The following is a 14,440-nucleotide window of genomic DNA, read 5'->3' on the forward strand; positions in this document are numbered from 1 at the left end:
TGCACAACTCTAGAATCTACTTGTTACAAAAATAATGGTTGCCCAACATATTTGTTGAGGGGCAACCATTATTTATATTATACTGACCAGTTTGCATCCGAATTGCCGATTCCAATCATGGTTATAAGCTGTCGGCCGTGTATCTTGTTGAGGAGAAAAGCCTGAATAAGAACAATTGTAGCAAGGAAGGCGCTCGTGCAAGGTTGTAATCATATAAATTTCAGTTGGAAATGATGATTTCACCCTGATGTAATGATTTGTAAAATAAGGATATTGAATAGAACAAGGAGAGGTTCCCATGACAAAACCAGATGTGCCGCACCATCCACAGACACCAGGATATAGCCATAAAATCAATGATCCATTCTGGTCCCATTATATTGAACTGGTCCGCAACGTGGTTGTTCCCTACCAATGGGAAGCCCTCAATGATCGTATCGAAGGAGCTGAACCAAGCCGGGCCATTCGGAATTTCCGCATTGCTGCAGGGGAGGAAGAGGGCGTTCATTACGGCATGGTATTTCAGGACAGCGATGTTGCAAAATGGATTGAAGCAGCTGCGTACCTGCTCTCTGCGAAGCCCGATCCGGAACTGGAAGTCCTCGTGGATTCCGTAGTTGAGACCATAGCACAGGCGCAGCAAGCTGATGGTTACTTGAACACCTACTTTACCTTGCGTGAACCTGGGGCGCGCTGGACAAACCTCGCCGAATGCCATGAACTCTACTGTGCAGGACATATGATTGAGGCTGGTGTGGCGTACTATCATGCCACGGGCAAGCGCATGCTGCTGGATGTGGTTATTCGCCTGGCGGATCATATAGGCACCGTGTTTGGTACAGAGCCGGGACAATTGCCTGGTTATGATGGGCATCAGGAGATCGAACTTGCACTCTTCAAGCTGTATGAGACGACAAAGGAAGAGAATTACCTCGAACTAAGCCGTTATTTTTTGGATCAGCGGGGAGCGAGTCCGCATTTTTTTGTAGAGGAATGGGAACAAAGGGGCCGTACCGTACATTTTGGCGAGTTGGACATGGTTCATCGGCACACCTACTCCCAGTCTCATCTCCCCATTAGGGAGCAGTCGACAGCAGAAGGCCATGCGGTTCGACTGGTGTACATGTGTGCGGCTATGGCAGATGTAGCTGCAAAGACGGGGGATACATCGCTGAAAGAAGCCTGTGAACGATTGTGGAGCAACACAGTGAGCAAGCGAATGTACATTACGGGAAGCATTGGCACATCAGCAAAAGAAGAAGCATTTACAGCCGATTATGACCTGCCGGGAGATACTGCCTATGCAGAGACTTGTGCCTCGATTGGCCTGATCTTTTGGGCGAAGCGTATGCTTCAGATGAATCCGGATAGCAAGTATGCGGACGTTATGGAGCGGGCTCTGTACAATACGGTGATTAGTGGAATGTCCTTGGATGGTCAACGCTTCTTCTATGTGAATCCGCTTGAAGTCGATCCGGAGATTCAACGTGTGAATCCTAATTATGCCCACGTGCGAACACGCCGGCAAGGATGGTTTGGTTGTGCCTGCTGTCCGCCGAACATTGCACGATTACTGGCCTCATTGGATCAATATGTGTATACCCCAGTTGTGGAACAGGCTACGTTGTATGTGCAATTGTACATCGGCGGGGAAGGAGAATTCACACTAAAGGATAGAAAAGTAGCTCTAACTATGGCGTCTGACTACACCTCCACCGGAGAAGTAAAGCTGATCGTTCAGCCCGATTCCTCGGAAGGTATGGAGTTTACGATAGCTCTGAGAAAGCCGGACTGGTGTGAAATTCCCGAGTTATGGATTAATGGGGAGAAGACAGAACATGGTGGATTTATTTTTGAATGGGGTTACATGAAAGTGACCCGTACATGGAGAGCTGGTGATGAGATCAGGCTTCATTTCCCTATGGAGTTACTGCGGATGAAAGGGCATGATCACATCAGAGCCACTTTCGGAAAAGTAGCCATACAGCGGGGACCGTTTATGTACTGTCTGGAAGAAGTCGACAATGGCCGCGGATTGCATCGCATTCAGCTGCCCCGGGACGCCCAGTTTCATATCGGTAGCGGGGATCGGATGCCTCTGGGGGTTCCGGCATTTACAACCATTGGGCAGCGAATGGTATCCAATGAAGACTGGGGAACACATCTGTATCGCAGCGATGTCCACTGGGATGCCCAGCCTGCCGATCTTCGCTTCATTCCCTACTTCACTTGGGCCAATCGGGATGAAGGAGAAATGAGCGTTTGGATTCGGGAGTGCGAATAAGGGGATGTCTACCAGGAATTTACCGATCGAGGAACAGTAGAGGGGACCGAGCTAAAAGCTGTTGCCACAGTGACGATTACCCGTCCTGCGAAACTGGAACCAGAAGCAGGGCAAGGTGAAGCTTAGGTTGAAAAGTACTTCTTCATAAAGGATAGACAAAAAAGGGAAAGCGTCCGATAGACCCAGAATGCGCGTTGCAGGATAACGCGATCTCTGGGGATCGGACGCTTTTTAATTTTCAAGTTATCGGTTCTGAATGAGTCGGTTTATTTTCTGTGTTGGTGAACTTGCTGCGGAAGTTGGAAGGAGAAATGCCCTCTTTTTTGGAGAAACAGGAAGAGAAGTAGGATACATGATTGAAGCCGATCTCTTCGGCGATACGAGCAACGGACCAGGCTGTTTGCAGCAGCAGCTTTTTGGCCTGTTCGATTCTGTAATGCAGCAGATATTCCATGGGTGTCATGCCATACACTTTCAGCATGCTGCGTGCGAGATAGTTTGGATGGTAGTTGAGTTCCTTTTGCAGCAATGGATTGGAGATCGGTAGAGGGTAATTGTGGCGGATGTAGAGTTCAATTTTCTCGGCAATCCGAATGGCGGCAACGTCGGACAGTGAGGACAGCCCAAGGTCCAGATGCTGCATAAATTGCTGGAAGGTCGCCTGTCGTTTCCAGTTGCGCATGGACTGGGGCTCCTGATCGAGCTGAGAGAAATGCTCCAGCAGTTCCATGTCTTTGGTTGTAATGTGCATATGTTTGGGGATGAAGATGGAACAGACATCACAGTGGTTCAGATACGCGCTTACCTTATGTGTCTCGATTAGTTCGGCCTGATTGAGGAGGCATTCGTCCATGTTCGCAGACTCTCTCCAGCTGCCATAGGTTTGAAAATGAATCCAGATCATTTCCGTTTCCGCTTCACAGGCTGCGCTGCCGTAATGGTGTCCATCCGGCTTAAGGATCAGCGCTTCTCCTTGCTTCAGAAGCCATTCCGTCCCGTTTTCACTAATGGCGAGTGAACCGCGTGTAACCACAATCAGGTCAAAGACACCGATGTCTCTGCGGTTGATGTGATATTCACCAGCTTCGTAATAAGCACGTCCGCAATCAATAAAATAGGGAATGGGCGGGGTGATGAAATGAAGGATGGGCGAGTCCAATCCGGCACCTCCGAACAGGTTGAAATATTTAAAATTCATGTTGGCATCGAGCATTTATTTTTTATGATACAGCAAGTAACATATAAAATAAAGCGCTTACGAAATTCAGTTTTCCATCCTTAAACGGAATCAGATTCAACCTTGGGAAGGGGATTGTACATGAAGAAAATGCAGGTTTGGTTAGGGGTATGTCTTCTTGTGATGGTGGTGGCTCTGAATGGTTGCAGTACAACAAAGGAAGCATCAGGCGGGACATCTGAAGAGGCAGGAAGCGGAGGAGTGACCAAACTGGTCTTCTGGACTTTTGTGGATGCCCATCAGAAATTTTATGAGAGCATGGCAGAGCAGTGGAATCAGGACCATCCTGATCAACAGATTGAACTCGAAGCAACCACGATTCCATATGACGATATGCATACCAAGCTATTGCTTGCCTTACAATCCGGTGTTGGCGCACCTGATCTGGTTGATATCGAGCAGAGCAAATTCCCCAATTTTATGAAAGGTGTACCGCAGCTGGTGGATCTGACTGACATGATTCAGCCCGAACTGAACAACATTGTGCAATCTCGTGTGGAGATTTACAGCAAGGAAGGCAAATACTACGGCATCGATTATCATGTCGGTGCAACCGTCATGTATTACAACCGGGACATTCTGGATCAAGCGGGCGTTAACGTAGAGGATATCAAAACATGGAGCGATTTTGAGCAGGCAGGGAAGCAGGTGCTTGAGAAGACCGGCAAACCGATGATCACGTTTGAAGGTAACGGGAACTGGTCCTGGTGGCCGGCCATTAGCCAGCAGAAGTCGGATCAGGTGGATGCCGATGGCAATGTAACGGTGAACGCACCCATCAATATTGAAACGATGAAGTTCTTTCAGAACATGGTCCAAGAAGGGGTTGCTGCTGTCGCGCCTGGTGCAGGGCATGACACGGAAGAATACTTCGGATATATGGATAAGGGGAGTGCAGCAGCGGTGTTTATGCCGTTCTGGTTCATGAATCGGTTCACCGATCATATCCCGGATCTCAAGGGCAAGATGATCATTCGCCCAATGCCGGCCTGGGAAGAGGGTGGTAATCGTTCCGCAGGCATGGGAGGTACAGCAACGTCCATTACCAACCAGTCCGCATCGATTGAACTCGCCAAGCAGTTTCTCGCTTATGCCAAATTGTCCAAAGAGGGTAACATTCAGATCTGGAAGCAGCTTGGATTTGACCCGATTCGCACAGATGTATGGACAGATGCAGCCATGAAGGAGTCGAACAAATACACGGATTATTTCGGTGATGATATTTTCGACACCCTGCTCGAAGTGAAGGATGAGATTGCTCCAGTCCACATTCGGGAGAAGTCGCCTGAAGTATTCGATGCGGTGCGTAATAAAGCGATGCCAGAAATCTTCATTAATATGAAGGATCCTGAACAAGTTTTGAATGACGTGCAGGCTGAATTGACTCGGTAAACGGTGTTGTTTGATCGTTTTTGATATAGAGGATATGGCTTATTCCAGGTGGGGGGTTGGTCCACAGTGCAGCTTCATAAGGAAACAACAGCTTCAGTACACGCCAACAGGCGCCGGAGCATCAGATTGAATACCAGAACATGGGCTCCGTATTGGTTTGTGTTGCCATTTATCTTGTCATTTCTCATTTTTTTCGCTTATCCGTTGTTCCGGGCTGGCATGATGAGCTTTCAGCAGGTTCTCCCTGGAGATGTTCAGTTTGTGGGGCTGGAGCATTACAGCAAACTCTGGAACGCCGACTTTCGGGCTGCACTGTGGAATAGCACACGTTACACCTTCTGGACGTTGCTGTTGTTGGTTCCGGTACCCATGGTGCTTGCCGTATTGCTTAATTCCAGTCGCATGATGGCGCGCAATCTCTTTCGCTCAGCCCTGTTTATTCCTGCACTGACTTCGGTTGTTGTGGCAGGGGTTGTATTTCGACTCATCTTCGGAGAACTCGACGGAGCACTGATGAACTCCATCTTGAGCGTCTTTGGTATTCCAAGCCAGCAGTGGTTATACAGTTCGTCACTGGCCATGGTTGCACTGGTCGTGCTCGCAGGCTGGCGCTGGATGGGCATTAACATGCTGTACTTTCTCTCCGCGCTGCAGAGCATTCCCAAGGATCTGTATGAGGCCGCAGATATCGATGGTGCTGGAGTGATGAGGAAATTCACGAATATTACGGTGCCCATGCTTAAGCCGATTACCATCTATGTGATTACGATTACGCTGTATGGTGGGTATGCGATGTTCACGGAGAGCTACATGCTCTGGGCAGGCAAACCCTCTCCGCAAAATATCGGACTGACAATGGTGGGTTATATCTATCAGCAGGGATTCCAATATTTTAATCTCGGATTCGGTGCAGCCATCGGCATCACATTGCTGGTGATCACACTCCTGATCAGCATGCTTCAGCTTACCGTGCTGGGCATGTTCAGGAAGGAGGATTAGTACCTTGGGGACACGGAAAAATAAAATAAATGCTGCTTCTGTGCTGTTACTGGTGCTGTTTGCGGCTTTGGCTGTCTTGATGCTGTTTCCGCTGTATGCACTAATACTTGCCTCACTGAAGCCAGCTGCCGAATTGTTCCGGTACGGCCTCAACGTTCGTTGGGATTGGGCATTAATGAGCCTGGACAATTATAAGACGATTTTTGCCGGATCAGGAGCGGCAGGCCACTACTTCACGTGGTACAAAAACAGTCTGGTCATCACCGCGTTGTTCACAGTACTGAGCCTCTTATTTTCCTCCATGGTCGGTTACGGACTGGGCGTGTACCGGTTCAGAGGACAGAACCTAATCTTCACTCTCGTGCTGGTTGTGATGATGATTCCAATGGAAATTATTATCCTGCCCCTGTATGAATTGACAATTAAACTGAAGCTGATAAATACAGTATGGGGCGTTATTCTGCCTTTTGTGGTGGCGCCTTTGCCGATCTTCTTCTTCAGACAATTCGCTCAGGGTTTGCCCAAGGATTTTATGGATGCAGGCAGAATTGACGGCTGTACCGAGTTTGGCATCTTCTTCCGCATCATGGTGCCGCTGATGGCCCCGGCATTTGGGGCAATTGCCATCTTGCAGGCCATGAACAGCTGGAATAACTTTCTTTGGCCACTCATTGTGCTGCGGACAACGGAACAGTTTACCCTACCGATTGGGCTGGCTTCCTTCGTATCCCCATTGGGCAATCATTATGAGGAACTGATCTCAGGAGCCGTGCTTGCCATTGTACCCATCTTGATTCTGTTTCTTTTCTTTCAGCGCTACTTTATCTCAGGTCTCACGGTTGGCGGGGTGAAAGGTTAAATCAAACTCCCTCCATTTGACGATATGGATGTCCCAAGCTTCATTCAAGTTTTTATTGCCTCTGCTTCGAACTAGGAGATGGGATGGGGCATTCAATCATCATCTGAAGAGATGTAATCGATGTAAGCTCCACGTATGTGGAGTAACGGTTATAGGATTCGATTATCTTAACAAACAACTTAGAGATTCTACTTTAGACGAAAGCATAAACGTCATTTTCGATTGATCGTCAAAGGTATTTCGTAGAAGAGCTATACTCACCGGTTTAAGAGAATTAAACCCTTAATGGATATGATCACATATATACAGGAGGTTATAATGACAATGATTTCGAAGAAGTGGAAGCCGCTTATGATCGCGCTGCTTCTGGCTATTCCAAGTCTGCCGATACAGGTTAGTGCTTTGCCTGAGGTTGCGGCGGCTACAGTAAAGACCGGTATCTCCAATGCCAGCCTGTCGGCCAAAGTCGGCGATTTAGGCCAGATTGAGGAACTCTATATCAACAACAATCCTACCAATAAACAGGGGGAGCCGATCAATTTCGTTCTGCCTAACACTACATCGCCGCAGAATGGTACCCAGCACCAATGGATGGGGGAAATGATCTTCTCTTACCGTACGGGTGCCAATGGACAATTCCCTGACAACAGGGACGGCTTTGTAGAAGTTGATACCAATAAAACATTGGCTGCCGGGGGATCTACACAATATTCGACCATTAATCCGGATAACCCCTACATTAACAAGACAGCATCAGCAGACGGCAAGAAGGTAGAAGTCAATTTTATTGGACAGAACCTGGGATCTACAGACCAGCGGGTAATGAAGGGCTTCGATGTGAAATCAGTTTTTGATATGGAGACCAATGACGGTTCACTGCTTTGGGAAATTACGGTGAAGAACAAGAGCAATCAGTATATCGAATTCGGGGATATCGGCTTGCCGATGCCTTGGAACAACAAATACCAGACCTTATCCGATACCTATGATGACCGTGTGACGGTGCATAATTTCGCAGGTGCTGACAGTGGATATTCTTATGCCATCCGCACCAGTGGTGAGGGAAACTTTATGCTCTTCACTCCGGTGCCGGAAAGCGGCGCTCGAATCGAGTATGTGGATTATTGGATGCATGAAGCAGGAGAGCGACGTGCTGCAGACACCTTTAAGAACTGGACAGGAGACAGTGGCGGCTGGTATCCGGGGCTGAACGTGCTCTATATTCACTCCAAAGAAATCCAAAAAACGGGACGCGGATACTTTACTGATGCTTCCAGCCTCGTCCTAGGACCGGATGAGTCCAAGACGTATAAGTTCAAATTCTCCGCAGTCCGTGGAGGCGACAATACGCCGCAGGAAAGCGCCCAAAGCCCAAATAACAGTTCGACCTCGATGGAAGACCGTGAAGCCAATCTCCGGTCCATCCTATATAAATCAGGCATGATTGATGCCGTAGCGGTGCCGGGCTTCCAGACAGCGATCAATATGCCTGTAAAGCTAGACCTGCACTATGACGACAGTATCGTTGATGTACAGTCTATCGATATTCAGAATGTGGAAGAGAATGATCCGTTTGACGAAGCGCATATTCCGGATATCAAGCCTGGAAAGAGCAGGAAGGAAATGGTTGACAATTCGCGGACCGGACGTGGACTGCCTGACGGGAGCCCCGGCTACAACGAGTCGGTTGAGTTTGTGAAGACCAAGATCGTAAATGGTGAACAGCATCATATCTATTCACTTCAGTTTGATTCGGTCGGCAACAACAGCGTACGTATCGAATATAAACTGAAGGACGGAAACGAATGGGTGGATAAATTCACTCAATTTGAATTCAATGTTCTAGCCGAGCTGGATGCAATCTCGGATGCCCATTCCGAATTCATGGTTCAGCAAACACAGGATAAGAACCCGGAAAGTCCGACTTACGGTAACTATTTCGACTGGTATCTTTCAAGCGGCATCGATCCCAACACAAGCCATTGGGGAGATGACTGGAGCCATGACAACATCAACTTCATGACGATGAAGAACTATCTGGCCCCCAATCCCGATGAAATTCGCTCTATCGAGACATACCTGATCGACTTCATGTGGGAACGATACATGAAGAATACTCAGGATAGCTACATCGTTGCGAACTGGCTGAAAGATTCTGGAGCGTATACCGACAAAGATAAGCCTTATACACGTACCTTCTCCGAAATCATGGAAGCTACCGGATTTTTCAACATGTACCGGATTCAGAAGGCTTATCCTAATTTGATCGAGTACCGGGAATCGCCTCAGTTTTATCTGGAGAAAGCTTATAACATCTACTATAAGCGCGTTTCCACCGGGGCCATCGGATTCTATGGCGAGCAGCAAATCCCGGATATGATTGAAGCACTGAAGGAAGAGGGAATGCAGAACGAGTCAACCAATCTGCAGAAGAAGTTCGCCCTCGACAAGGGACGGAATATGACCAGAGCCACTTATCCTTACGGATCGGAATTTGAATATGATAATACTGGCGAAGAAGGGGCCTATGCAGCAGCGAAGGCGCTGCGCACGTACTATCCTGCAGACGCGCTTACAGGTGCAGCTGAGAAAAGTATGGAAATGGCCGATTGGAAAACACGTGCTATGCGCGGGATTCAGCCTACCTGGTTCCATTATTCCGTGCCCGTTTTCCGCGGCGGTGAAGGCTGGTGGAATTTCCAATATACTGCGTCTTTAGCAGGTTACATTATGGATGACTGGCTAAGGTATGAGAATGATGGCAGATCGGTGGAGCAGAAGGCAATTGCACAGCAGCGCAATTATGCCGCTAAGATTTCGAATTTCAATGCCGTCAATATGGGACAGATTTCGGCTAATTCAGTTGGCAGTACCTCTTGGAGATATTCGATGTATAAAGGAGGCACAGGTACGAAGGACGTATACGATGGCGGCTCACGCGTCATGAGTAACGGCTGGAATGATTTTTCGGGCGAATCAGAAGAAGGCCTCTATGGTTCCCTTCTCAGCATCAGCTCCGATATTGTTACAGATCCGATATTCGGGCTGTTCGGTTATGGAGCGCTGGTAACTGACGAAGGAGATAGCTACTATATTACGCCGAAAGACGGTTTCGGCAAACGGATCAATCTGATCGATGAGAAAATCTATTTGGAGCTGGAAAGCGATAAAGTAGAAAGCGCGCAAATTCAAAAAGATGGTAAGGGTTTTACTCTCCAGCTCCTGAATCCATCAGGGAAAGAGCATACTTCACGGATTTTGTTCGATGGAGTGGGGATGGAGAATGGCTACTATACCATGAAGCTGAATGGTGCAGCTGCCGGACAGTTTTATGTTCAGAACAATGAAGGCGTTGCCATGTTTCAGATGGGTAGCGTGCAGCGTGCTGAATTGATCATTGAAAAGTCAGCCGGCGGTGAAAATGAAGCTCCGCAAATTACTGTAGAGCTGGCGACACAACATCCACAGGCGTTGATTCCATTTATGCTGAATGGGATTGTAACCGATGATGGCGCGCCGGAAGGAACTCTGTCTTACCAATGGGAAGTGGTCAGTGCCCCAGAAGGTGCCAAGCTAACCTTTACTCATCCGAAAGCAAGCATTACACAGGCTACGGGTACCAAAGCAGGCTCATATACGGTTAAGCTTAGCGCAAGTGATGGACAACTGACTGGCTCCAGCCAGGTAATCTTCGAACTGGCTTCACCGCCGGATAAACAGCCTCCAGCAATTGGCCACGTAACTGCGGTTCAGGATGTTGCAAATAACAGTATCGTGGTATTGTCCGGGGAGGCCATTCCTGACCCTGTGCATAGCGAGGCAGAAGAACCCCAGTTGAAGTACACTTGGACCGTCAAGCAAAAGCCTCAAGGTTCAGCGGACATTTCATTTGTGGATGGTGACAAAACAGCAGCCTATGCGCGTGTAAGCATGGCAGGCACCTACGTGTTTACCTTCAGTGCGGCAGACGGAGACAAGAAGGCCAGCAAGGATATAACGATAGAGATTAAGGAAGATACAGTTGACGTTTACCGGGCACTCAGCGTTGTCACCAAGAAGGATATTGAACCAGAACTTCCTAGACAAATCTATATTCTGTCAGAGGAAGGGTATCTAGAGCAGGAAATCACTTGGGATGCTATTGATCCAAGCGGCTATGCTAGTGTAGGCCAATTTGAAGCCAGAGGAAAGGTCAATGGCAGTGCCTTGGAGGTTTGGGCTACCGTACATGTCGTGAATACTGAGCTGCAAAATGCGGCGCTGACAGCCAAGGCTTCCGCTAGCTTCTCTGGTGGCGACGGATATCCGGAAGCGATGAATAACGGCATTGAACCTAAAAGCTCGGCAGATTTCTCGCCGAACCGTGGTGCCCCCAACAGTGCATGGCATAACTGGGGTAGAGAAGGAGATCCAGCATGGGTGACGTATGAATGGGATCAGCCATTCCTGGCCTCATCCATGGATGTATATGTATTTCAAGACAACGGCGGGAACTTCCGTCCAAAGGATATGCAACTTATGCTTCGCGGCGAAGATGGGAAATGGTACACCCCGCGGGACATAAAGGGATTGGGCAATGAACTTAATAAATACAATACGACTACCTTTGAGCCCGCATATATTACAGGTGTTCGTATGGACATGAAGCCTTCCGTTAATGGCAGTGGTATTCTGGAATGGAAGATATACGGCTATACCGGAGCGGTAGATAAGTCAGAACTGATCAAGGTCTATAACTATGTAAATACATTAAATTCTTCGAACCTTGCAGATCCTGGCCTTGCACCAATAGAAGCGGCGAAGACAGATGCATCTGCTGTGATCAAGAATATGAATGCCACAGACGAAGAAGTTAGCCTGGCGCTTGAGAAGCTGTTGATGGATTTGCGTCTGCTCAGTCCGAGAGACGGCAATATGGCCTTCCTCGCAAATGCTTCTTCCAGCTATACCTCTCCTTGGGAGAGTCTGGCTGCAGTAAACGACGGAAAGAAAGATGGCAATAACATTTTGCATTGGGGAACCTGGGGCCATGAGGGCGCAGAGGAGTGGGTGCAATATGAATGGCCGCAGGGTGCCACCATCCGGAGTTCGAATCTGGTGTTGTGGTCAGATGGCGGCGGAATCAAGCCGCCTACCCAAATTGTATATTCCTACATCCCGGCGGATAGCGCAACTGATGAATGGGTAACAGCGGGAACGGTTACGGAGGGAATCAAAGTGGTTGAACATACTCCAGCGGAATCCTCCAATCCGTACACGTTTGACTCGGTGCTGAATGTAAAGGCAGTGCGAGTAACCCTGACCAAGCAATCACAGGCAGGCGATAACGGTGTTGGCCTTTGGGAATGGGAAGTTCTCCAGACCGGATCCACTCAAGATCGCGAGGCTCCAGTAACACCAGCTGGGGTGGCACCGTCCGTTCTCCATGGAGATGACGGCAAACTGATTGGTGTGACAACAGAAATGGAGTATAAGAAGGAAGGTGAAGAAGAATATACAGCAATTGCAGGAATTGAGGTCACAGGTCTCACCGCCGGTAAATATTATGTCCGGTATATGAAGACCGGTTCGCTGAGCGCCAGCCTGGATAAGGAAGTCGTTATTCCGCAAGGGCAGACACAGGAGCAGGCTGCACCAGATGCAAGTGGGTGGGGGATCTCACACGCCAATTCGGACACCAACATAAAAGGCATAATTGAGGGTTTGAATGATACGATGGAATACCGGAAGCTTGGCGAAGAGGACTACACGCCTGTTACAGGTTCAAGTATCAACGATCTGGAGCCTGGCAGCTATCAGATCCGGTATGCAGCCACAGACATCCTAAAGGCAAGTCCGCCGGTAACCGTGGACATTCGCAATGAAGCCAGGGCAGACAGAGAGGCACCAACAGCGGAAGGACTCGTCATTACACCGCCTACAGCGGCAGGCGGAAATGACGGCAGAATTGAAAATGTGACAGCCGATATGGAGTATCGAAAGGTGGATCAAGGTGGTTACATGCCGGTGAGTGGAACCAGCATTGAAGGCCTCGAAGCCGGCAGCTACGAGCTCCGGTACGCCGGGACGGATATGAGCAATCCAAGTCCTGCTATCCTGATCGTTGTGCCTGGCGGAACCAAGCAGGAGCAAAATCCGCCGTCCAGTGCAGAGGTCAAGGCTGTAAATGTCAGTGCAGCTGGAGCCAAGGATGGTAAGATCACTGGTGTAAGTCCAGTAATGGAATACCGGCAACTGGGAGTGGACGCTGGCAGCTGGAATGCGATCACAGGCACAGAGGTTACAGGTCTTGGCAACGGAATCTACGAAGTGAGATTCAAAGAAACGGCAACCCATTATGCGAGCCAATCCCTTACTGTCGTTATCAGCAATCCAGTCATTAATCCGAAGCCGACGGAAACACCGCCTTCAACGGATGCACCTGTGTCAGTCACCGCACCTTCACCGACTCCTGAAAACATCAAAGTCGAAGGGAATTGGATTAAGATTGTGGCACCAAAGACGGATACCAAAACCGGCAAAGCTAAAGGAGAACCCATCCGCCAGGAAGACCTTAATAAGGCTCTGGAGCATGTAAAGGCGAATAGCAGTAATATTAAAACACTCATTATGGACATTCCGAATGCAGAGGGAGCCAATTCCTATGCGGTTGAGCTTCCTGCAGCTGCACTAACCGCAGAGCATGCCAACATCAAGATCGAGATTAATACGGAATTTGGAACCGTTACAGTACCTTCTAATTTGCTGAAGTATGTATCAGGTGCCAAAAGTGTGGAACTGACACTGAGCTGGCTAGATACGGCAAAGCTACATTCAGAAGTAAAATCCGTAACAGCCAGCAGACCTGTTATTGCATTCGCTGTTCAACTAGATGGAGAAGAAATGGTAGCCTTGAATGCACCGGCTGAAATCAGACTGCCTTATGCTCCTGATGTTGAAGAATTGGCCAATTCCAAATACCTTACAGTTTCGTACGTGGCTGCGAATAGTACATTTGTTCAGCTACTGAATGGCAAATACGACAGTGCTCTACAAGCCATGGTTTTTCCAGCGTCAAACACAGGTGAATATGCAGTTGTGTATACAAAGAAGTTCTTCAATGATGTCATCAAGGATTCGTGGTACGCACCAGCGGTTGAAACAATGGCGTCCAAAGGATTCATCGACGGGACATCAGCAACAAGCTTTAGTCCTGGCCAAAAGGTCACAAGAGGTGAGTATCTAGCCTGGTTGGTAAGGACACTGGATCTCAAAGCAGAGTTCAACACCTCCTTCAGTGATATGAAGCGAACAGACCTTTATTATGAGGAAATCGGAATCGCCAAAGCACTCGGGATCGCCCTGGGCACGAACGGCAGCTTCTATCCGGAAACGGAAATTGCTAGACAAGATTTGGCTGTGCTGACCATGCGGGCTTTACGGGCAGTAGGCAAAACCGAGCAGACCCATACAGCTGAGGATCTCAAGAGATTTACAGATGCAGCAAATGTAGCAAAGTACGCAGTTGATGACATGGCTGCAATGGTTAAAATGGGTTTCATAAACGGGCGAAGCAATGTCACCTTGAGTCCTGCTGGAACGACAACCAGAGCAGAAGCTGCTCAGGTTCTGTGTAAGATTTTCTTGCAGCTATAATTAAAGAAACCGACCTTGATCCTGTTTTATGCAG

At 48.5% G+C, this 14,440-nt stretch carries 6 protein-coding genes; 5 read left to right on the forward strand and 1 reads right to left on the reverse strand.

Going from position 1 to position 14,440, the window contains the following annotated elements:
- Positions 1 to 298: 298 nt before the first annotated feature.
- Positions 299 to 2,284: a glycoside hydrolase family 127 protein gene (locus FS628_RS10430; protein ID WP_145321682.1), complete on the forward strand. Its 1,986-nt coding sequence runs from the start codon at positions 299 to 301 to the stop codon at positions 2,282 to 2,284.
- 238 nt (positions 2,285 to 2,522) lie between these two features.
- On the opposite strand, the gene FS628_RS10435 is transcribed toward FS628_RS10430, so the two are convergent.
- Positions 2,523 to 3,482 carry a helix-turn-helix transcriptional regulator gene (locus tag FS628_RS10435; RefSeq protein ID WP_260870998.1) on the reverse strand — a complete coding sequence of 320 codons (960 nt, stop codon included), beginning with the start codon at positions 3,480 to 3,482 and terminating at the stop codon, positions 2,523 to 2,525.
- Positions 3,483 to 3,602: 120 nt separating this feature from the next.
- Here FS628_RS10435 and FS628_RS10440 point away from each other — a divergent pair, with 120 nt between their 5' ends.
- The 4 genes from FS628_RS10440 to FS628_RS10455 all read left to right on the forward strand — a co-directional run bounded on the left by FS628_RS10440 (position 3,603) and on the right by FS628_RS10455 (position 14,406).
- Positions 3,603 to 4,913: an ABC transporter substrate-binding protein gene (locus FS628_RS10440; RefSeq protein WP_145321685.1), complete on the forward strand. Its 1,311-nt coding sequence runs from the start codon at positions 3,603 to 3,605 to the stop codon at positions 4,911 to 4,913.
- Positions 4,914 to 5,033: 120 nt separating this feature from the next.
- On the forward strand, positions 5,034 to 5,912 hold the full coding sequence (locus tag FS628_RS10445; RefSeq protein ID WP_260871082.1) for a carbohydrate ABC transporter permease: 879 nt from the start codon (positions 5,034 to 5,036) through the stop codon (positions 5,910 to 5,912).
- Positions 5,913 to 5,916: 4 nt separating this feature from the next.
- Complete coding sequence (locus tag FS628_RS10450; RefSeq protein WP_313958581.1) at positions 5,917 to 6,771, forward strand: carbohydrate ABC transporter permease; 855 nt, start codon at positions 5,917 to 5,919, stop codon at positions 6,769 to 6,771.
- Between the two features lie 318 nt (positions 6,772 to 7,089).
- On the forward strand, positions 7,090 to 14,406 hold the full coding sequence (locus FS628_RS10455) for a DUF5695 domain-containing protein (RefSeq protein ID WP_186327787.1): 7,317 nt from the start codon (positions 7,090 to 7,092) through the stop codon (positions 14,404 to 14,406).
- Positions 14,407 to 14,440: the final 34 nt, after the last annotated feature.

This window comes from Paenibacillus xylanexedens, assembly GCF_007676705.1.
Classification (GTDB): domain Bacteria; phylum Bacillota; class Bacilli; order Paenibacillales; family Paenibacillaceae; genus Paenibacillus; species Paenibacillus xylanexedens_C.